General features: G+C 61.0%; 17 protein-coding genes and 3 pseudogenes. 15 read left to right on the top strand and 5 right to left on the bottom strand.

The window, feature by feature from the left end; genetic code table 11:
• Positions 1-78: 78 nt before the first annotated feature.
• Positions 79-2463 (bottom strand): annotated as a pseudogene (locus ACFQT0_RS12580) (glycoside hydrolase family 3 N-terminal domain-containing protein); the annotation flags it as partial.
• Positions 2464-3273: 810 nt separating this feature from the next.
• On the opposite strand from ACFQT0_RS12580, the gene ACFQT0_RS12575 reads away from it, so the two are divergent.
• The 15 genes and pseudogenes from ACFQT0_RS12575 (at position 3274) to ACFQT0_RS12495 (ending at position 18045) form a co-directional block, all read left to right on the top strand.
• Entirely contained in the window at positions 3274-4224 is a 951-nt protein-coding gene (locus ACFQT0_RS12575; RefSeq protein WP_380203200.1) for a hypothetical protein, read from the top strand.
• Positions 4172-4549: a T9SS type A sorting domain-containing protein gene (locus tag ACFQT0_RS12570; RefSeq protein WP_380203198.1), complete on the top strand. Its 378-nt coding sequence runs from the start codon at positions 4172-4174 to the stop codon at positions 4547-4549. Before ACFQT0_RS12575 ends, ACFQT0_RS12570 begins: the two co-directional genes overlap by 53 nt.
• 211 nt (positions 4550-4760) lie before the next feature.
• Positions 4761-6584 carry a DUF885 domain-containing protein gene (locus tag ACFQT0_RS12565; RefSeq protein ID WP_380203196.1) on the top strand — a complete coding sequence of 608 codons (1824 nt, stop codon included), beginning with the start codon at positions 4761-4763 and terminating at the stop codon, positions 6582-6584.
• Between the two features lie 145 nt (positions 6585-6729).
• Positions 6730-8166: pseudogene (locus ACFQT0_RS12560) on the top strand (DUF885 domain-containing protein); the annotation flags it as partial.
• Positions 8167-8278: 112 nt separating this feature from the next.
• Positions 8279-8638 (top strand): DUF885 family protein, encoded by a 360-nt coding sequence (locus ACFQT0_RS31650; protein ID WP_449272091.1) that lies wholly within the window; start codon positions 8279-8281, stop codon positions 8636-8638.
• A 74-nt stretch (positions 8639-8712) separates the two neighbouring features.
• Complete coding sequence (locus ACFQT0_RS12545; RefSeq protein WP_380203194.1) at positions 8713-10050, top strand: serine hydrolase domain-containing protein; 1338 nt, start codon at positions 8713-8715, stop codon at positions 10048-10050.
• Positions 9954-10319, top strand: a complete 366-nt coding sequence (locus ACFQT0_RS12540; protein ID WP_380203192.1) for a DUF3471 domain-containing protein — start codon at positions 9954-9956, stop codon at positions 10317-10319. The genes ACFQT0_RS12545 and ACFQT0_RS12540 overlap by 97 nt, the downstream gene beginning before the upstream one ends.
• Positions 10320-10424: 105 nt before the next feature.
• The gene (locus ACFQT0_RS12535; protein ID WP_380203190.1) at positions 10425-10790 is read left to right on the top strand and encodes a hypothetical protein; all 366 of its coding nucleotides are present in this window, start codon (positions 10425-10427) and stop codon (positions 10788-10790) included.
• Entirely contained in the window at positions 10787-12202 is a 1416-nt protein-coding gene (locus tag ACFQT0_RS12530) for a DUF885 domain-containing protein (RefSeq protein ID WP_380203188.1), read from the top strand. Before ACFQT0_RS12535 ends, ACFQT0_RS12530 begins: the two co-directional genes overlap by 4 nt.
• 179 nt (positions 12203-12381) lie before the next feature.
• A pseudogene (locus ACFQT0_RS12525) lies at positions 12382-13059 on the top strand (DUF885 family protein); the annotation flags it as partial.
• 112 nt (positions 13060-13171) lie between these two features.
• Positions 13172-14272: a DUF885 domain-containing protein gene (locus tag ACFQT0_RS12520; RefSeq protein ID WP_449272063.1), complete on the top strand. Its 1101-nt coding sequence runs from the start codon at positions 13172-13174 to the stop codon at positions 14270-14272.
• Between the two features lie 48 nt (positions 14273-14320).
• The gene (locus tag ACFQT0_RS12510) at positions 14321-15691 is read left to right on the top strand and encodes a POT family MFS transporter (protein WP_380203186.1); all 1371 of its coding nucleotides are present in this window, start codon (positions 14321-14323) and stop codon (positions 15689-15691) included.
• 100 nt (positions 15692-15791) lie between these two features.
• Positions 15792-16103: a hypothetical protein gene (locus ACFQT0_RS12505; protein WP_380203184.1), complete on the top strand. Its 312-nt coding sequence runs from the start codon at positions 15792-15794 to the stop codon at positions 16101-16103.
• Positions 16027-17307, top strand: a complete 1281-nt coding sequence (locus ACFQT0_RS12500; protein WP_380203181.1) for a M28 family peptidase — start codon at positions 16027-16029, stop codon at positions 17305-17307. Before ACFQT0_RS12505 ends, ACFQT0_RS12500 begins: the two co-directional genes overlap by 77 nt.
• Before the next feature lie 108 nt (positions 17308-17415).
• Entirely contained in the window at positions 17416-18045 is a 630-nt protein-coding gene (locus ACFQT0_RS12495) for a flavin reductase family protein (RefSeq protein ID WP_380203179.1), read from the top strand.
• A gap of 76 nt (positions 18046-18121) precedes the next feature.
• Here the strand turns inward: ACFQT0_RS12495 and ACFQT0_RS12490 are convergent, their stop codons facing one another.
• The 4 genes from ACFQT0_RS12490 to ACFQT0_RS12475 all read right to left on the bottom strand — a co-directional run bounded on the left by ACFQT0_RS12490 (position 18122) and on the right by ACFQT0_RS12475 (position 19895).
• A complete protein-coding gene (locus tag ACFQT0_RS12490) occupies positions 18122-18628 on the bottom strand; it encodes a hypothetical protein (protein ID WP_380203177.1) in 507 nt (168 codons plus the stop codon).
• Complete coding sequence (locus tag ACFQT0_RS12485; protein ID WP_380203175.1) at positions 18613-18954, bottom strand: MBL fold metallo-hydrolase; 342 nt, start codon at positions 18952-18954, stop codon at positions 18613-18615. The genes ACFQT0_RS12490 and ACFQT0_RS12485 overlap by 16 nt, the downstream gene beginning before the upstream one ends.
• Positions 18939-19319, bottom strand: a complete 381-nt coding sequence (locus tag ACFQT0_RS12480) for an MBL fold metallo-hydrolase (RefSeq protein ID WP_380203173.1) — start codon at positions 19317-19319, stop codon at positions 18939-18941. Before ACFQT0_RS12480 ends, ACFQT0_RS12485 begins: the two co-directional genes overlap by 16 nt.
• 225 nt (positions 19320-19544) lie before the next feature.
• The gene (locus ACFQT0_RS12475) at positions 19545-19895 is read right to left on the bottom strand and encodes a hypothetical protein (RefSeq protein WP_380203171.1); all 351 of its coding nucleotides are present in this window, start codon (positions 19893-19895) and stop codon (positions 19545-19547) included.
• Between the last annotated feature and the right edge of the window lie 112 nt (positions 19896-20007).

Below are 20007 nucleotides of genomic sequence, written 5' to 3'. Positions count from 1 at the left end.
CGTGGGCACAATGCGGCGGAGCGAGAAGCGGTTGGTGGGCCGGAAGCCCATGGTGGTAGCGCCCAGCGGCCCGTATACTTCGCGCTGCAAAAAGGCGTCAAACGTCTGCCCCGTGCGCGCTTTCACTAGCTCCGGGTACAGAATAAAGGAAAGGTCAGAGTACACGTAGCCGGGCTTTTCGTTCAGCGGCGACTCCCCTATTTCCTTGTAGATGCGGGCCGGCAGCTTCCGGCGTGCCCACAGGTCGTGAGCGGCCTGCAGCGGAAACCGCGCCGACGAATCGGCCCGGAAGTAGCGCCGCCGCAGCTTGCCGTTTTTCTTCGTGAGCTCCTTCCAAAACGGAATCCACGCCTTGAGCCGCGCCTGGTGGGCCAGCACGTCGCGCATCCGCAGGTTCTCTTTATTGGTACCGCGCAGGAAGGGAAAATAGTTGCCCATGGTGCTGTCGGGGCTGAACTTGCCTCGCTCCTGCAGCTTGAGCAGCGCCGGCGTCGAGGCCATGAGTTTGGTCAGCGAGGCCAGGTCGTAGATGTCATCGTCACGCACCGGACGCGGCGTGGATAATGAGGAATGAGCAATGAGCAATGAAGAATTAGCAGAGGAGCTTTGCTTCTTAGCTCTTTTCCTCTTTTTCGATTCCTCATTCTTCATTCCTGATTCTTCATTGGCTGCAAAGCCGGCATAGGTCTGGTTGCCATAGCTTTTGCGCAGCACCACAGTGCCACGCCGGGCAATAACAACCTGCGCGCCGGGAAATGCCTGGGCGGCCAGCGCCCGGCCAATGAGGCTATCCACGCGCGCTTCGAGGCGGCCGTCCATGTCCACGTCTTCGGGGTAAGCGTAGCGCAGGCGCTGGTTGCCTGTGGTGCGCAGCCCGAAGCCGCGCGGGTACCGGTCCGACACCGTAACCGGCAGCTTGCCGGTGGCCGCCATGCCGCCGAACATGGCCTGGGCGGCCAGGCTTTGGGCATCTTTGCTTTCCTGGTACGCCAGTACCACGGCCCCGGCACGCTCCAGGTCGCGCACCTTGGCCACGGCGTAAGCCGAGCCAAACACGCTCAAAACCACCTTCTGGTTTTGGTTTACCAGCTCCCGCAGCAGCATGTTGGTTTCGGGCGTGATGCCAAAGCTGGTGGCCGGCAGGCGGCCCAGCCCCTGCAGCGCCACTAGCACCATGTTATAAGGCTTGAGGGCCGCGCGCAGCTTTATCAGCTCATCCAGAGTGGGCGTGGCCGCGGCATGAAAGTGAGCCGCTGGCGCGTAATCGGCTACCGCTTTCTGGAAATCGGTGGTGTCGCGGGGCGAGCCGCCCAGTACCAGCGTGGCTATACGCAGGGTGTCGAGCCGCTGCAAGGGCAACAGGTTTTGCTGGTTGCGCAGCAGCGTAATGCTCAGCTCCGTGAGCCGGTGGCTCAGGTATTGGGCGTGGGGCGCGTTGAGGTCTTCGTAGAGGTTTTTGGTATCGATGGGCCGGTAATGCTTCAGGCCCGACCACTGCTTGAGGGCCAGCACGCGGCGGCAGTGCTCGTCGATTTCCTTTTGCGAAATGCGGCCGCTGTCTACTGCGGCCCGCACCATCTGAATGGCCAGCGGCACGTTTTTGCTGAACTCCAAGATGTCGTTGCCGGCCATCAGAGCGCGCACATCGGCCTCACCGGGCGGGAATTTCGAGATGACGCCCTTCATGTTCATGGCATCGGTGAAAATCAGGCCTTTGAAGCCCATTTCGCCGCGCAGAAAATCCGTCACAATGGGCCGCGACAAGGTGCTGGGCCCGCTCACCGTATCCAGCGCGGGCACGTTGAGATGGGCCACCATCATGCCGCCCAGGCCGCCGGCAATGAGGCTGCGAAAGGGCGGCAGTTCCAGCGTATCGAGCCGCCGGCGGTCGACGCGCACGGTGGGCAGGGCCAGGTGCGAGTCGGCGTCAACGTCGCCATGGCCGGGGAAGTGCTTGGCCACGGCCAAAATGCCCGCATCCTGCATGCCGCGCATGTACTGGCGGCTGTCGCGGGACACGGCGGCCGGGTTTTCGCCCCAGGAGCGGAAGCCGATGACGGGGTTGGCGGCGTTGTTGTTCACGTCCACCACAGGCGCGAAGTTGACGTGCATGCCCAGCCGCTGAAATTGCCGGGCCACCTCGCGGCCCATGTCGTAGAGCAGCGTCGTATCGGTGTCGCCGCCCAAACTCATTTGGTACGGGAACTTCACCACGCTGTCGAGGCGCATGCCCACGCCCCATTCGCCGTCCAGCGCCACCAGCAAGGGTACTTTGCTTTGGCTCTGGTAGCGGTTGAGCAGCCGCGCCTGCCGGCCCGGCCCACCCTGAAAGAATATCAATCCCCCAATGCCGTACTGCTGGATAAGCGCCGAAATCGAGTCCTCATCCACCCGCGTGCGGTTGGAATACGCCGCCACCATAAACAGCTGCGCCGCTCGCTGGTTGGGGGTGAGCACCTTCATCAGGCTATCTACCCACGGCGAATGCAGATACTGCGTGAAGGCCGGGTCGTTGGGGGCTATCAGCGGGGTAGCCGGAGCCTTGCGGGTAGAGGCTGACTTTTTCCCTTGCTTCGCTTTTGAAGCAGAAGCCCTAGGCTTTCGACCGGCGGGGTGGGCCTTCTGCGCAGAGGCAGGTACCTGCCGGGCAGTGCCTTTTGATGTGGCTGGCGAAGTGCGGCGCTGGGCAGGAGCCAGTGATGGAGCAGCCAGCAGCAAGAATAACAGGAAAAACTTAAGAATTGACAAGGGCGGGGCGGGATTTTTACACGAAAGTAGCACCTGCTCTACAGTGAACCTTAGTTCGCCTTATCAGTCGAAGGCTCTCATCCCCCTAAAGAGCAAAGGCATCAATTGAAAGTCCTGACTTTCCATGTGCTCCACTAAGCGCATCAAAAGAATAATTCATAAATTGTATTTATAATATATATTATACTAATATAAGTGATGGCTATTTCCTAAACACCTAATTTTTGATAATTAAAGGCCTTTTTAAAAGCAAAGGTGCATTACGAGCAATTTGAATATTTGTTACAATACCACGAAGTATTCTTACCTTGCACAGGTTTTATGAACGAACATTCTTTTTTTGTCATAAATAGAGTACAATTCTAATTGAAGCTGCTTCACAAATCCTACTTATGAAGCAAATACAAACTAAGCTATAGTCCACTTGCACAATTGGCACTAACGCTTTTACGCTTTTAAATCTGACGCTTTCCAGAAAGCTTCTTCTTTTTCAAATACAACTCTAATTAAATTTTACCCTTTTCAATGTTGCAAGTTTTTACTTCCTTTTCAAATAAGCGTAACCACCGGGCGGCGATATTGCTTGGCACATTTGCGCTGTTAAGCTCAGTAGGTGCCCAGGCGCAAACTACTACGTTTGTAAGTCCGAATATTCAGAATTTCTCTCCCAGCAATCTTGGTTCGTCGGTATTAACCTTTACTCCGACAGTTATTGCTGGAGGCACCGGGACCACCGGTTATTTTACTGAAACCGGTGCTGCTGGATTTGGAGCTTTTGGGGTTGCCGATGGTAACAACAATCAAGTTGCCACTGCTATCCAATTGGATTTTGATGAAAGAACATTCGCTCCCGGCTCCGGTTCATCTTCCCCTAATACGCTAAGATTTGACTTGGCAAGCTTATCATATACCAATGGGAATGGGAAAACAAGTGGCTTTGCAGACTTGTCAAAGGTTGAAGTTTATATCAGCGTAAATGGCGCTGCCTATTCTGCTACCCCTCAACTCAAAATCACAGGCCCGCAAGTTTCTGGTAACGACCAAGGCCCTATTTATAACTTTGGCGGTGGCACAACGCCTCCACCATATAGCTACGCCACCAATAACAATATCGTGTTGAGCCCAGCTCCAAGCCCTGGTATCTCCACTGTTGTAATTATCCTTCCTTCCTCTGCCACGGCCTATACAAGGGTGGGGGTTCGGATTATTCTGGGTTCGACGAACAAAAATCAGCTTTTGATTGACAATGTCACACTAAGGTCAGGTAATGCTTCGCCCCTACCCGTTGAGCTGACCCGCTTCAATGCGACCAGCCAAGCACAAGCCGTGAACTTGAGCCTGGGCTACGGCCTCGGAAAAGAACAACGACCGTTTCGAAGTACAGCGCAGCGCCACCGGCGACGCTTTCCAGACCATTGGCACCGTGAAGGGCCAGGGCAACAGCAGCAGCCTGCACGACTACACGTTCGTAGATAGCCGTCCGCTGGCGGGCCAGTCCTACTACCGCCTGCGCCAAGTCGACGCCGACGGCACCAGCACTTTTTCGCCGGTAGCCACTGCCCAGGGTCCGAACAACATCTGTGTGGCCGTGTACCCCAACCCCAGCGCCAGCACCGTGACGCTGCCCGCCACCATGGGTGCGGTACGGTACCGCATTCTCAATACCTTGGGCCAGGAGCTGCTCAGCGGGAAAGCTGCCGGCAACGACCGCCTCGACTTGACCACGCTCAACAAAGGCACGTTCTTCCTGGAACTGACCGGCGAATCCGGCCGTACCACGCAGCGCTTGGTGCGCGAATAACTCAACTTCAATACTAAGCTACTTCACAGTATTGAAATATAAAAAAGCCCTGTGCCCTTCTTGGGATGCAGGGCTTTTTTACGTTCCAGCCCACTCCTCCGAAAAGACGGTCCCACAACGTAGAAGGCATGGCCATGAGCCGCGCAGCCAACCCAAAATTTTCCCGTTATTTGGCCCAACTCTTTCGTTTCCTCCCGCTTCACCTTTTTCCATGAAAAAACTTGCCTTAGCAGGCCTTGTGGCCGCGGCGCTCACCACGGCCTGCAACCAAACCAAAACCACTGAAACGGCCACCAGCGGCACTGCCGACTCCGGCACCGGCACGGCGGCCGATTCGACAAAAGGCCTGACGGGCCTCTTTAGCAGCTACTGGGAAACGCAGTCGCGCCTCGACCCGCTGGCGGCCACGGCCCAGGGCGACAACCGCTACAACCACATCTTACCCAACGACCAGACTCAGGCGTTCCGCGACACGCTGCGCACGTTCTACGGCGACTACCTGGCACAGCTCGGCAAATTTGACCGCGAGCAGCTCAACGACAACGACAAAATCAGCTACGACATCTTCAAGTACGAGATGGAGCAGCGGCTGGCCGGCCTCAAGCTGAACACTTGGATGATGCCCACCAACCAGTTTTGGGGCCTGCCCATCACGCTGGGCCAGTACGGCTCGGGAGAGGGCAACCAGCCGTTTAAGACGGTGAAGGACTACGACAACTGGCTGGGCCGGGTGCGCGGCTTCACGGTGTGGACCGATTCGGCCATCGGCAATTTCCGCCGGGGCATGAAGGCCGGCGTGGTGTTGCCCCGCGCCCTGGTGGTGAAAATGCTGCCGCAGATGCGCGGCAAGGACATCTTGGTGAGCGACCCCACCAAGAGCCTGTTTTACGGCCCAATTACGCGCTTTCCCAAGGACTTTTCCGACGCCGACAAGTCGCGCCTGACCGATGCTTATAAGAAGGCCATCAGCACCGAGCTGGTGCCATCGTACAAGAAAATGGGCGACTTCCTGGAGAAGGAATACCTGCCCAAGTCCCGCAGCACGAGCGGGATTGCGGCCATTCCGGGCGGGCCCGAGATGTACAACTACTACGTGGCCTACTGGACCACCACCACCAAAAAGCCCGCCGAAATCTACCAGACCGGCCTGGCCGAGGTGGCCCGCATTCGCGGCGAGATGGAGCGCGTGAAAACCCAAACCGGTTTCAAAGGCGACCTCAAAGCGTTTTTCAACTACCTGAAAAACGACAAGAAGTTCATGCCTTATAAGCAGCCCAAGGAGGTGCTCGACGCCTTCCGCAAGATTCAGGCGACCATCGACCCGAACCTGAAAAAGATGTTCGGCCGCACGCCCAAAACGCCGTTTGAGATACGCCAGACCGAGGCGTTCCGGGCGGCTTCGGCTTCGGCCGAATACAACCAGGGCTCGCCGGATGGTACGCGGCCCGGCATTTTCTACGTGCCGATTGTGGACGCCAGCAAGTTCAACACCACCTCGGGCATGGAGTCGCTGTTTTTGCACGAAGCCATTCCGGGCCACCACTACCAGATTTCGCTGCAACAGGAAAACAACGACCTGCCCAAGTTCCGCCGCTTTGCCTGGTACGGGGCCATGGGCGAGGGCTGGGCGCTGTATTCCGAGAGCCTGGGCAAGGAACTGGGCCTCTACACCGACCCCTACCAGTACATGGGCGCGCTGGGCGACGAAATGCACCGCGCAGTGCGCTTGGTGGTGGACACCGGCCTGCACTTCCGCAACATGACCCGCGAAGAAGCCATCAAGTACATGATGGACAACGAGGCCATTTCGGAAGACGGCGCCACGGCCGAAATTGAACGCTACATGGCCATCCCTGGTCAGGCGTTGAGCTACAAAACCGGCGCCCTGAAAATCCAGGAGCTGCGCGCCAAGTACCAGAAGCAGCTCGGCAGCAAGTTTAAGCTCAGCAGCTTCCACGACGAGCTGCTGAAAGACGGCGTGATGCCGCTGGCCGTGCTCGAGAAGAAAATGGACGCCTGGGCCGCCAAGCAATAGCCCTAGCTACTGTTGAGAAAACCCGCGCCGTGCACCCACGGCGCGGGTTTTCTTTAGCGGCGGCAGTGGCTCAACTACTTTGCTCAACTATTTCAATTTTCGTGAATTGCTGTAGCTTGCTTTCCCAATCGCACTCTTCAACCCCATGAAAATAACAACCTTGCCCTTGCTCGCGGCGCTGTGGCTGCCGGCCGGACTGGCCCTGGCGCAGGCACAACCCACCAAGAAGCAGGCAGCGCCTGCCAAGAAGACGGTGAAAGCGCCGGCCAAGGCTTCTGGCAAGGGCGCTGCGACCACCGTAGCGACGTCGGCCCCGCTTGCTGCCTTGTTCGACGCCTACTGGGAAGACCGCGCCAAGCTGTTTCCGCTGAACGCCACCAGCCAGGGCGACTACCGCTACAACGACCAGCTGCCCAACGACCAGACCCGCGCCTTCCGGCAGCAGCAGGAACGGTTTTACGAGCAGTACCTGGCTTCGCTCAAGAAATTTGACCGAACCCTGCTCTCCGACGCCGACCGGGTGAGCTACGACATCTTCGAATATGAGATGCAGAACCGGCTCGAAGGGCTGCAGCTCAACACTTGGATGATGCCCTTTGCCCAATTTTACAGCCTGCCCAACACCCTCGGGCAACTGGGCGCGGGTACGGGTGCCCAACCGTTCAAAACGGTGAAGGACTACGACGACTGGCTGGCGCGCGTGGGGCAGTTTCCGGTGTGGGCCGATTCGGCCATCGGCAACTTCCGCCGCGGCATGAAGGCCGCCGTGGTGCTGCCGCGCGTGCTGGTGCTGAAAATGGTGCCCCAGCTGCAAGCCCAAATCACGGCAGACGCCACCAAGAGCCTGTTTTACGGGCCCATCACGCGCATGCCGGCCAGCTTTTCGGAGGCCGACAAGGCCCGCCTGACCACGGCTTACCAGCAGGCCATCCTCACCCGCCTGGTGCCCACCTACCGCAAGCTGGCCGACTTCCTGCAAACTGAATACCTGCCCATGGCCCGAACCAGCACCGGCCTGGCCGCTGTGCCCGGCGGAGCCGCCATGTACCGCTATGCCGTGCGCAGCTATACCACCACCGACCGCGCGCCGGAGGCCATTTACCAAACCGGCCTGAGCGAAGTGAAGCGCATCCGCACCGAGATGGAAGCCGTGAAAAACCAGGTAGGCTTCCAGGGCGACCTGCCGGCCTTCTTCAAATACCTGAACTCGGACCCGAAATTCACGCCCTACAAAACGCCGGAAGACGTGCTCAATGCCTTCCGCGCCATTCAGGCCCGGATTACGCCCAACCTGCCCAAGCTGTTTGGGCGCACGCCGAAGTCGCCGTTTGAGATTCGGCAAACCGAAGCCTTCCGCGCCGCCACGGCCTCGGCCGAGTACAACCGCGGCACGCCCGACGGCTCGCGGCCGGGCATTTTCTACGTACCCATTCTCGATGCCACCAAGTTCAACACCACCTCGGGTATGGAGTCGCTGTTTGCCCACGAGGCCATTCCCGGGCACCACTACCAGCTCTCGCTGCAGCAGGAAAACACCGCCTTGCCTAAATTCCGGCGCTTCGCCTCCTACCCGGCCTTCAGCGAGGGCTGGGCGCTGTACTGCGAAAGCCTGGGCCCAGAGCCTGGGCTTGTATCAGGACCCGTACCAGAAAATCGGGGCGCTGGGCGACGAAATCCACCGCGCCATCCGGCTGGTGGTGGACGTGGGCATGCACGCCAAAAACATGACCCGCGAAGAAGCCATCAAGTACATGATGGCCAACGAGCCCATCTCGGAGCAGGGCGCCACGGCCGAAATCGAGCGTTACATGGCCATGCCCGGCCAGGCCCTGGCCTACAAAACCGGCGCCCTCAAGCTGCGCGAGCCTGCGGGCCCGCTACGAAAAGCAGTTGGGCTCCAAGTTCAGCCTACGCGCCTTCCACGACGAAGTGCTGGCCGGGGGCTCCATGCCGCTGGCCGTGCTGGAGCGCAAGATGGACGCCTGGGCTGCCCGGCAACTGTAGCGCCTCAAAGTGTATCGCTGCTTTATTTGTTTAATTTCAATAATATATAGTAAAATATAACAATAAATCGAATCATAAGGGCGAGATTTGATAATTCTTTAAACGAATTTTTCAAATCTTCGACATGCTCCGAATTGCTCTCCTCAGTAGTGCCTTGGTCGCGGGATTGTTCCTGTCGGCCAAGGCACAATCAGTTTCTACTACCGTAGGCCCGCTCGATGTGGCAGCCGTGGATGCCGTGGTAGCCCGCACGCTGAAGGCATTTAATGTCCCAGGCATAGCGGTAGCCGTGGTGAAGGACGGCCAGGTCGTAATGTCCAAGGGCTACGGCGTGAGCTCTTTAACCACCAAAACGCCGGTGGATGCCAATACGCTGTTTGGCATTGCGTCCAATACCAAAGCATTCACCACTGCAGCACTGGGGCTGCTGGTGGAGGCGGGCAAGCTGCGCTGGGACGACAAGGTGACCGATTACATCCCCGAGTTTAAGATGTACGACCCTTACGTGACGGCAGAGTTCACGGTGCGCGACTTGCTAACCCACCGCAGCGGCATGGGCTTGGGCGCCGGCGATTTGATGTTTTTCCCGGACTCGACGGATTTCACCATCAAGGACGTGATTCACAACCTGCGCTACTTCAAGCCGGTGTCGTCGTTTCGCAGCAAGTACGATTACGACAACAACCTGTACCTGGTAGCGGGCGAGGTGGTGACGCGGGTAGCAGGCCAGCCTTGGGCCGACTTTGTGGAAACCCGCCTGCTCAAGCCGCTGGGCATGAGCCGGAGCGCCACCCTCTTTTCCCGTCTCCCCGACCCCACCAACGTCATCGACGGGCACGGCCCGGTGGAGGGCACAGTCCGGGTAATTCGACGCGACCTAGGCACCGTGGGTGCTGCAGCCGGCGGCATGTACAGCAGCGTGGCCGACCTGAGCAAATGGGCAATGATGCTGGTTGGCGGCCCCGGCGCGCCAGCCTCGCTGCTCAAACCCAAAACCCAGCACGAACTGTGGTCGGCCCAAACCATTCTCCCCGTGGGCCCGGTACCTGCAGCGTACTTGCCGTATAGCTACAACACGCACTTTGCGGCCTATGGCTTGGGCTGGGTCCTGCGCGACGTGCGGGGCTACAAGGAAGTATCGCACACCGGCGGTCAAATCGGGATGGTGACCAAAGTAACGCTGCTGCCCGAGCTGCACCTGGGCATCATTGTGCTTACCAATCAGGAAAGCGGGGCGGCTTTTACGGCCATTACCAACACCATCGAAGACCATTACCTCGGGATGACCGGGCTGGACCGGGTGAAGCTCATGGCAGACTTAACCGCGGCCAGCAAGGCCACTGATGGCAAGGCCACCGCGGACGTGTGGAAGCAGGTAGCGGCAGCTACCAAAAAGCCCCCAAGCGGCCCGATTATACGCCTTTTCTGGGCCGCTACCACGATGCCTGGCTGGGTGATGTAAACCTTTACCTGCAAGGCAATCAACTGTGGTTGAAATCGGTACGCGCCCCACGCTTGGTGGGCCAGGTCCTGCCCTACCGCGGCAGCACCTACGTAGTACGCTGGAAGGCCCGCAGCTTAAATGCCGATGCCTTCGCCGCCTTCGCACTCGATGAGCAGGGCCACGCTTCGGGCTTTAAAATGAAGCCCATTTCGGCCCTAACCGACTTCAGCTACGACTTCCAGGACCTGGACCTGAAGCGGGTGCCCGAACCGGCCGTCGTGAATTAAGGCCAGCGAATAAAGCGCCCGGACAATCCTCCTTATTCCTGATATTGGGCAAGAGGACCTGCTATTCTGGAGGCACGGCCGGCTTTCCTTCCCTAATCTATACCGATGAAACAGCACTCCCTTACCTTACTCGCGCTGGCGCTGACGGCAACCAGCTACTTCCCGGCGGCCAGCCTGGCCGCGGCTCCCGCTCCCACCCCCGACGCCCGGTTTGATGCTTACAAAACCCAGTTCCTGCTGGCCCTGTGGCGCCAGGAGCCGGAGCTGGCAGCTGCCAAGGGCTACCACAAGTACGACTCGCTGCTGGTGATACCCGACGCGTCCCAACGGCAGCGGAGCGCCAAGTTTGCCCAGACCAATCTGGCCACACTGGGCACGTTTGACTTGGCTCGCCTCTCGCCCGCCAACCAGATTGACCTGCGCCTGCTGCGTAACGCCTGCGCGCCCGCCGCTGGTATGCCGATACCTTGAAAGCCTGGCAGTGGAATCCCGCCAATTACAACCTGGGCGCCACCGTCGGCCCCCTGCTCAATGGCCGCTACTACCGCCTGGACCGGCGCCTGCGTAACATCTCCGATAAAATCAGCCACGCGGCCGAATACTACGCCGCTGCCCGAGCCAACATCAGCACGCCCACCAAGGAGCACACCGAGCTGGCCCTGCAACAAGTGGCGGGCGGCATGGCCGTATTTGGCCTCGCCCTGGCCGATTCGGTGCAGAAGTCGGGATTGAGCGCGGCTGAAAAACAGACCTTCACCGCCCGCATTTCCGCCACCCGGCAGGCCATACAAGGGTACCTGGATTTCCTGAAGAACGACGTGTTGCCAGCGGGCAAATTCCGGTCGTTCCGCATCGGCAAGAAGCTCTACGACCAGAAGTTTGCCTACGACATCCAGTCCCGATTTACGGCCGACCAAGTGTACCTGCAGGCCCTGAAGCACAAGGCCGAGCTGCTGCACGACATGGGCCACCGCGCCGCCCGCCTCTATTCCAAATACCTGCCGGGCAAGGCCGCACCCGCCGACTCGCTGACTCTGATTGCAGCCGTCATCGACCAGCTTACTCTGAAACACACCACGCGCGACGGCTTCGTGGCGGCAGTGAGGGCCCAGATTCCGACGCTCGTGGCCTTCGTGAACGATAAAAAGCTGCTGACCCAGGACCCACGCCAGCCGCTGATTGTACGTGAGACCCCGCTCTACATGCGCGGCAGCGGCGCGGGCGCCAGCGTGTCGGCTCCCGGGCCGTATGAAAAAGGCGCCAATACTTATTACAACGTGGAGCCGATTCCGGCCGAGTGGACGCCGGCCCAGGCCGAGAGCTACCTGCGTGAGTACAACGACTACACCCTGCAGATTCTTAACATCCACGAAGCCATTCCCGGCCACTACACCCAGCGAGTATACGGCAACCGCTCGCCCTCGCTGGTGAAGAGCATCTTCAGCAACGGGGCCATGACGGAGGGCTGGGCCGTGTACGCCGAGCGCATGATGCTGGAAAACGGCTACGGCAACAACTCCGACGAAATGTGGCTGCTCTGGGACAAGTGGAACATGCGCGTGACGCTCAACAGCATCATCGACCACGCCGTGCAGGTCGACAACATGAGCGAAACCGAAATGGTAACCTTGCTGCGGCGCGAGGGCTTCCAGGAAGAGTCCGAAGCCCGCAACAAGTGGCGGCGCGCCACCCTGAGCCAGGTACAGCTCAGCAGCTACTTCGCCGGCTACACCGAGATTATGGCCCTGCGGGAGGAGATGAAAAAGAAACAAGGCCAAGCCTTTTCCATCAAATCCTTCAACGAGCAGTTTCTCAGCTACGGCAACGCGCCGGTCAAATACATCCGCGAGCTAATGCTGGCGCCGGCCGTGGCGAAGCGTTAAGAGGCTCGGGTGATAAACCCCAGAACCGGATTGACTAGAAAAGCGGGCCATCAGCATTTGTATTAAAGTCCTTTTCCAGCTTCATTAACTTCAGCGACGAATTGCAGGACCTGGGCTTGCGGCGGATTTATGAATCCCCGCAATGACAAACCAATTTCCAAGAACTAAATAATGAGAAGATTACTACCTCTGGCCGCCGGCTTACTGCTGGCTACGGCGGCGCCCGCAGTGGCGCAAAAGGTAAACCTACCGCAAAGCCCGCCGCAACCGCAGCAAAGCCGGTCGCTTCTGCGCCGCTGGCGGCACTGTTTGAGGCGTACTCGGAAGAACAAGTCCGGCTGCTTCCGCTGAATGCCACCAGCCAGGGCGACTACCGCTACAACGACCAGCTGCCCAACGACCAGACCCGCGCCTTCCGTCAGCAGCAGCAACAGTTTTACCAGCAGTACCTTGCCTCGTTGCAGAAATTTGACCGCGCCAAGCTCTCGGCCGAAGACCAGGTCAGCTACGATGTATTCCGCTACCAGCTGCAAACGGATTTGGCCGGCCTCCAGCACATCCGGTGGATGATGCCTTTTGGCCAAGCGGGAGGGCTGCCGCAGGGCATGGCTCAGTACGGGTCTGGCACGGGCGCGCAACCCTTTAAAACCATCAAAGACTACGATAATTGGCTGAGCCGGGTGCACGGGTTCACCGCCTGGGCCGACTCGGCCATCGGCAACTTCCGCCAGGGCATGGCCCGGGGTGTGGTGCTGCCCAAGGCATTGGTGGTCAAAATGATTCCGCAGCTGGATGCCATGGTGGTCACGGACGCGACCAAAAGCGTGTTTTACGGCCCCGTTGCCAAGCTGCCCGCCAGCTTCTCGGAGGCTGACAAGACCCGGCTCACCAGCGCCTACCAGCAGGCCATCCTCACCGAGCCTGGTGCCGGCTTACCAAAAGCTAAACACCTTCCTGAAGAACGAGTACTTGCCCAAGTCCCGCAGCACTTCCGGCTTTGCCGACCTGCCCGGCGGCCCGGCTGCCTACCGCTACGCCGTACAGGCCGCCACCACGACCACCAAAACGCCCGAAGAAATCTACCAGACCGGCCTGAGCGAGGTGAAGCGCTTGCGCACGGAAATGGAAGCCGTGAAAAAGCAGGTAGGCTTTCAGGGTGACCTGCCGGCCTTCTTTGCCTACATGAAAAACGAGCCGAAGTTCCGGCCTTATAAAACGCCGCAGGAAGTGCTCGACGGCTTCGAGGCCATTCACCAGCGGATGCTGCCCAACCTCAAGAACATGTTCGGCCGCACGCCCAAAACGCCTTTCGAAGTGCGCCAAACAGAGGCGTACCGGGCCGCTTCGGCTAGTGCCCAGTACTCCCGCGGGTCGGCCGATGGCACCCGGGCCGGCATTTTCTACGTGCCAATCCTCGACGCCACCCAGTACAACATTACCTCCCTGCCGCCCATGGAAGACGTGTTTTTGCACGAAGCCATACCCGGGCACCACTACCAGATTTCGCTGCAGCAGGAAAATACCGCCCTGCCCAAGTTCCGGCGCTTTGGCGGCTACAGCGCCTTTAGCGAAGGCTGGGGCCTTTACTGCGAGTCGCTGGGCAAAGAGCTGGGACTCTACACCGACCCCTACCAGTACGCCGGCTCGCTGGGCGGCGAGATGCACCGCGCCATCCGGCTGGTGGTGGACGTGGGCCTGCACGCCAAGGGCATGACCCGCGAGGAAGCCATCAAGTACATGCTCGACAACGAGGTCATCAGCGAACAGCTGGCAACCGCTGAGATTGAGCGCTACATGGGCAACCCCGGCCAGGCCCTGAGCTACAAAGTGGGCCAGGCTCAAGCTCCTGGAAATGCGCGCCCGCTACGAAAAGCAGTTGGGCTCCAAGTTCAGCCTGCGCGCTTTCCACGACGAGCTATTGGTTGGCGGCGGCATGCCGCTGGCGGTGCTGGAGCGCAAGATGGACGCCTGGGCTGCCCGCCAGAAGTAGGCGAAAATCTGGCTCAACCGCTTACCTTAGAACGTCATGCCTGGCTTCGCCGACCTTGGGTTGGAAGTTGGCCGGCATGACGTTCTTTCATTTCTATTCTTGTCGTCCGTCACCTGCTTTCGCCTCGCATGCCCACGCCTACCCTGCCGGCCGACGCCCCCGCGGCCACTTTCCCCAAAGCGGTGCCCTTCATCATCGGCAACGAGGTGGCCGAGCGGTTCAGCTACTATGGCATGCGGGCCATTCTGCCCACGTTTCTGGTGGCTCAATTTTTCAACCCCGGCCACAGCGCGGCCCTGACGGCCGTAGCGGAGGCCCGCGCCAACGACTTCGTGCACTCGTTTGCGGCGTTGGGCTACGCGCTGCCGGTGGTGGGCGCCCTACTGGCCGATTGGGTGGTGGGCAAGTACCGCGTCATTCTGTACCTCTCGCTGCTCTACTGCGTGGGCCACGCCCTGCTGGCTGCCTTTGCCGACGACCTGAACGGCTTTCGGCTGGGGCTGCTGGTAATAGCGGTGGGCATGGGCGGCATCAAGTCCAGCGTGACGGCCAACCTCGGCGACCAGTTTACCCGCCACAACGCCCACCTGCTGCCCAAGGCTTACGGCTGGTTTCAGTTGGCCATCGACGTGGGCGCGGCGCTATCCACGGCCTTCATCCCGGAGCTGTATGCCCGCTACGGTCCCGCCGTGGCCTTCGGCGTGCCCGGCCTGCTGATGGGCGCGGCCACGCTCATCTTCTGGCTGGGCCGCCGGCGCTACGTGCGCGTGCCGCCCACCGGCCTGCTGCCGGGCCTGCGCCAGACCTTCGGGCCGGGCGAGGGCCGGGCGGCGCTGCGGCGGGTGGGCGTGGTGTTCGTCTTCATCCCGGTGGTGTGGGCGCTCTACGACCAGAGCGTGAGCGAATGGGTGCTGCAGGCCGCCCACCTCGACCGCGAGCTGTGGCCGGGCTTTACGCCGCTGCCCGAGCAGATTCAGATTCTGGGCATTGTGTTCGGCATTGGGCTGAATCCGCTGCTTCCCTACCGCGTATATCCGGGCCTGGAGCGGCTGGGGCTGCGTATGACGCCGCTGCGGCGCATGGGCACGGGCATGGTCATCGTGGCGCTGGCCCTGGCCATTGTGGCCGGCATTCAGCACAGCCTGGATATGGGCGGGCAGCCGTCCATCTGGTGGCAGGTGCTGGCGTATTTTGTGGTGGCGGGCGGCACGCTCATGGTGGCCGTTACGGGGCTGGAGTACGCCTACACGCACTCGCCACAGGTCATCAAAAGCCTCACCACGGCGCTGTGGCTGCTCACCATTGCCGGCGGCAACTTCTTTCTGGGCATCATGAATGCCAGCATTGCCGGTGGCGGGTTTTTCGCCCGCTTTCAGGGCGCCAACTATTACTGGTTTTTTGTGGGTTTGATGGCGGTGAATGTTACCCTGTTTCTCGTGGTGGCCGCTCGGCTGCGCGAAAAAACCTACGTGGGGGCCGGTGCCGCCGCCCTGGCTTAAAAATAGCTTGACAAAATCGGCCGTCATGCCGCACCTTCGGCTTCGTAAGGCTTACCACTGCCTTACTTTGAAGTAAATCCAACTCCACTGCTTTTCGCTCATGAATACACTTTTGAAAACCACCACCGGCTTGCTGCTGGCGGGACTGAGCCTGGCTGCGCCCCAAACGGCCTTCGCTCAGAAAAAGCCAGCTCAAGCGGCCCGCAAACCTGCCACTTCGGCCAACGCCCTGGCCGCCATTAAGGAGAGCGACATCAAGCGCGACGTGTTTGCGCTGGCCGGCGACCATTTCCGGGGCCGCGAAGGCGGCACGCTCGACGAGCCTGAAGGCCTCCGTGTGGCTGGCCGACCAGATTCGGGCCATTGGCCTGCAGCCGGCCGGCGACGACGGCACCTATTTTCAGTGGTTTAACCTGCAGCGCACGCGCCTCGCCAAAAGCAGTACGCTGCGCATCGGCACGCACCAGGTCAAGCTCGACGTGGACGGCGTGGTGACGGCCCCCACCAACGCCACCGTGAACGCGCCGCTGGTGTTCGTAGGCTCCGGCTCGGCCGCCGAGCTGGCCAAAGTAGACGTGAAGGGCAAAGCCGTGGCGGTGCAGATATCGGGCGCTCCCACCGACGGCATCAGCTACCGGCGCTATGTGTTTGGCAAGTTCAGTGGGCAAACGACCGACCTGGTGAAGGCCGGGGCCGTAGCGGTGGTGTTCATTTCCGACGCGCCTTCGCAGGCCCTCTACGACCATTGGAGCCACATCTATGAGCGGGGCCGCTACAGCCTGCCCGGCGCGGCCAGCACCAAGGTGGTGAGCTCGCCGCCGGTGATATGGCTGCCCGCCAGCGCCGCCATCTGGGCGCAGCAGGCCGGCCAGCAGCTCACGGCCGATTTGAAAGTGGAAAGCTTCCTGTACCCCTCCGTGAACATCGTGGCCAAAGTACCCGGCACCGATGCCCAGCTCAAGAAAGAAAACGTGCTGTTCAGCACCCACCAGGACCACGACGGCGTGCGCGCCCCCATTGCCGGCGACTCGATTTACAACGGCGCCGACGACAACGCCACCGGCTGCGCGGCCCTGCTGGCCATCATGCGGGCCTTCAAGCAACAGCCGGCCCGTCGCACGGCCCTGTTTGTGTACCACGGCGCCGAAGAGCGCGGCCTCATTGGCTCAACTTACTACGCCGCCAAGCCCACGGTGCCGCAGGCGTCCATCGTGGCCGTGCTCAACGCCGAGATGATGGGCCGCAACGCCCCCGACAGCGCCGCGCTGCTGGGCTCCATTGCCCCGCACCTCAACTCTTCCGACCTTGTGAAAACCGCCCTGGCTGCCAACCAGGCTGGCCCCAAGTTCAAGCTCGACACCGAGTGGGACAAGGCCACGCACCCCGAAGGCTGGTACTTCCGCTCCGACCACCTGCCGTATGCCCGCCTGGGCATTCCGGCCGTGATGTACACTTCCTGGCTGCATGTGGATTACCACACGCCCAAGGACGAACCCAGCCGCATCAACTACTCCAAGCTCACGCGCATGACCAACTGGATGTACCTCACCGGCTGGGCCGTGGCCAACCGCACCGCGCCGCCCGCCCGCGAGCCCGGCTTCAAGCTGGAACGGTAGCACGCTTCACTTAATGAGGAATGAAGAATGAGGAATCTGGAGTTGTCCCGATAACAATTCCATGTTCTTCATTCTTCATTCCTCACTCTTCCTTAAACGCAGTGTTTCATGCGCCACATTACCGCCGCCGACATCAAGAACTTTGAGCGGATATACCGGCTCAACCTCGTCAACGGCCTGCCGGGCTTCAAGCCGGCCAACCTCATCGGCACGGCTGCGCCCGATGGCGCCACCAACCTGGCGGTGTTCAGCTCGGCGCTGCATCTGGGCTCCGACCCGCCCCTGCTCGGTATTGTGACACGGCCCGCCACCGTGCCGCGCCACACCTACCAAAACATCAAAACCTGCGGCTGCTACACCCTCAACCACGTGCCCGTGGCGCTGGCCGCGCAGGCCCACTATACTTCGGCCGACTTCGGGCCCGAGCTGTCAGAGTTTGAGGAATGCGGTTTTACGGCCGAGTACCGCGACGATTTTCCGGCGCCCTACGTGGCCGAAAGCCCGTTGAGCATTGGCCTGCGGCTGCGTGAAGAACTGCCGATTTCCAACGGTACGGTGTTGCTCGTGGGCACCGTGGAGCACGTGTATGTAGGTGATAAAGGCCTGCGGGAAGATGGGACCCTGGACCTGTTTGCCCTGGGCACGGCCTGCGTTTCGGGCCTCGACGGCTACCACGAAACCATGCCGCCGGCGCGCTTCGGCTACGCCCGGCCGGGGCAGCCGCCCGTGGCGCTCTAGGCCGTTTTTCTATTCGCTGCCAAACACAAAAAAGCCCGCTCCTTCGTCTGGAGCGGGCTTTTTTGTGTTCATCTCACTACGGATATTGTGTTTCGATGCGGCGGCTGCGCTGGTCGGAGTAGCGCAGGTCGGCGTAGGACTTGCCGGCGCTCGGGGAGCTGGCAGCGGGCTGGTCGGCAAAGGTGCCGGGGCGGCGGTACTGCCAGTCGGGCCCCGAGGGGCTATGCTCGGCCGGGCTGTCGCGGTACCAGGCCCGGTAGCTGCTGTCGCTGGTATTTGCGCTCAGCTTTTCTTTCCGGGACTTGCCGCGGCCGTCGTTCTTTTTCCATTGCCCGCCTTGGCCAGCGCCACCGCGCCGAGGGCCAGGCCCGCTACGGCCAGGCCGGCCACCCACGGCTTCACCACGGGCGGCGGTACCGAGCGCACCCCACTGGCATCGGCCGTGGCGGGCTGGTGGGCGTAGCGGCCCGTCTTGGGCCGGGCCATGGCATCGAAGTGCGCAGCCAAATCGGCCAGGCGGCGGCGCAGGCTGCTCGCCGTGCATGGGAATGCCGTGGCCGGTGGCGGCTACTTCCGGCTCCATGCGGGCCAGCAGCTCAACCGAGGCGCGGGCGGCGTCCCAGTCGGGTGTGAAGTAGGCCGGGGGCCGTGCACTTCCTGCTTTTGCGTGTAGGTGGCCATGCCCGACTCGGCAAAGACCGTGGTGAAGGCATCGCCCGCCACCAGCAGCTTGTCGTGCTCGCGGAAGAACGACACGTGCCCAAACGTGTGGCCCGGCGTGTGCACCCAGCGCCAGCCCGGCAGGCCGGGCACGCTGCCATCGGCCGGCAGGGCCTGCACCCGCGCGCCAAAATCGTAGGCGTGCTTGGGGTAGGCAAACGACAGGTAGGCCATCATGCCCCCGCCCACGGTGGGGTCGGGGGCGGAAAGCTCGAGCGGCCCGTGAGGTAGGGCAGCTCCAGCGGGTGGGCGTACACGGGCACGTTGGGCCAGGCCGCGAGCAAGCCGTCCAGGGCGCCCACGTGGTCGAAGTGCCCGTGGGTGAGGAGAATGGCTTCGGGCGGGTTGTTGGCGCCAAACTGCTCGTCGGCGTGCTGCTTGATTTTGTCGGCCGAGCCCGGCAGGCCGGCGTCGATGAGCACCCAGGGCCCCTGGGGCTGGTCTTGTGGAAAGGCGTAGTAGAGGTTCACAAACACGTCGCGCAGCACGCTCAGGCCAGGCGCTACGGCGGTGAAGGCGGGCGTACTGGCCCGCGTGGCATCGTTGGAAAGCATAGGCAGAAGGAATGTAAAATGTGGAAAAGCAGGAGCCCTCGCCAAGGGCCGGAAGTAGCTACTACGGCCCCACCCGCCGGCGGGGTTGAGCCCCGGCCGCCCAGGCCCAGCCCAACGCCGCGCTACGGTGGCGCTTGGCCCAAACGTAAAAAGCCCACTATCGGGCAGATAGTGGGCTCTTAGGGCAGCGTTTAAATTATTTGGGCTGGGTGGCCGGCTGCGGCTTCACATTTTGGTTGCCGGTGCCGCTGGTGGATTTTTCACCGGCGCCATTTGGCCGCTGGCGCTTTGCGACGCAGCGGCGCTCTTGCCGCCCGGGGCCGAATTGAGCTGGTCCTGCACGGTGCCGTTGGCAATGGCCGCGGCCGAGCCTACGCCGCCGGCCTCGGGGGCCCGCTGCTGGTTGTTGATACTGTCACGGTCGACGTCGACTTTCCGCCAGCCCGGAGGGTTATTGAAATTGTTGACGGATTGGGGGTTTTTGCCGGGGCCCCAGTGATAGTCGCAGGAGGAGAGCGAGCCGGCAAGGGCGGTGCCCAGCACCAAGGCCAGGGCAGAACGGGAAGAAAGCTTCATGAAGTAGTGCTTGGGAATTTAGCCACAATGTACGGTGATTTTTAGCGGAAGGGTACGCGGCCGATGCACAGCCGGCCCCGCCAATGCCGGCCGCAGCGCTACTTTAGTACTT

The organism is Hymenobacter humi (genome assembly GCF_042665855.1).
GTDB classification, from domain to species: domain Bacteria; phylum Bacteroidota; class Bacteroidia; order Cytophagales; family Hymenobacteraceae; genus Hymenobacter; species Hymenobacter humi.
The sequence above is the reverse complement of the archived record's forward strand: the minus strand, read 5'-3'. Positions and strand labels throughout refer to the sequence as shown.

Coding starts and splice junctions, on each gene's coding strand:
- ACFQT0_RS12575 (WP_380203200.1), top strand. CDS start 3,274: ATGTTGCAAGTTTTTACTTCCTTTTCAAATAAGCGTAACCACCGGGCG.
- ACFQT0_RS12565 (WP_380203196.1), top strand. CDS start 4,761: ATGAAAAAACTTGCCTTAGCAGGCCTTGTGGCCGCGGCGCTCACCACG.
- ACFQT0_RS12545 (WP_380203194.1), top strand. CDS start 8,713: ATGCTCCGAATTGCTCTCCTCAGTAGTGCCTTGGTCGCGGGATTGTTC.
- ACFQT0_RS12535 (WP_380203190.1), top strand. CDS start 10,425: ATGAAACAGCACTCCCTTACCTTACTCGCGCTGGCGCTGACGGCAACC.
- ACFQT0_RS12510 (WP_380203186.1), top strand. CDS start 14,321: ATGCCCACGCCTACCCTGCCGGCCGACGCCCCCGCGGCCACTTTCCCC.
- ACFQT0_RS12505 (WP_380203184.1), top strand. CDS start 15,792: ATGAATACACTTTTGAAAACCACCACCGGCTTGCTGCTGGCGGGACTG.
- ACFQT0_RS12495 (WP_380203179.1), top strand. CDS start 17,416: ATGCGCCACATTACCGCCGCCGACATCAAGAACTTTGAGCGGATATAC.
- ACFQT0_RS12490 (WP_380203177.1), bottom strand. CDS start 18,628: ATGGAGCCGGAAGTAGCCGCCACCGGCCACGGCATTCCCATGCACGGC.
- ACFQT0_RS12480 (WP_380203173.1), bottom strand. CDS start 19,319: ATGCTTTCCAACGATGCCACGCGGGCCAGTACGCCCGCCTTCACCGCC.
- ACFQT0_RS12475 (WP_380203171.1), bottom strand. CDS start 19,895: ATGAAGCTTTCTTCCCGTTCTGCCCTGGCCTTGGTGCTGGGCACCGCC.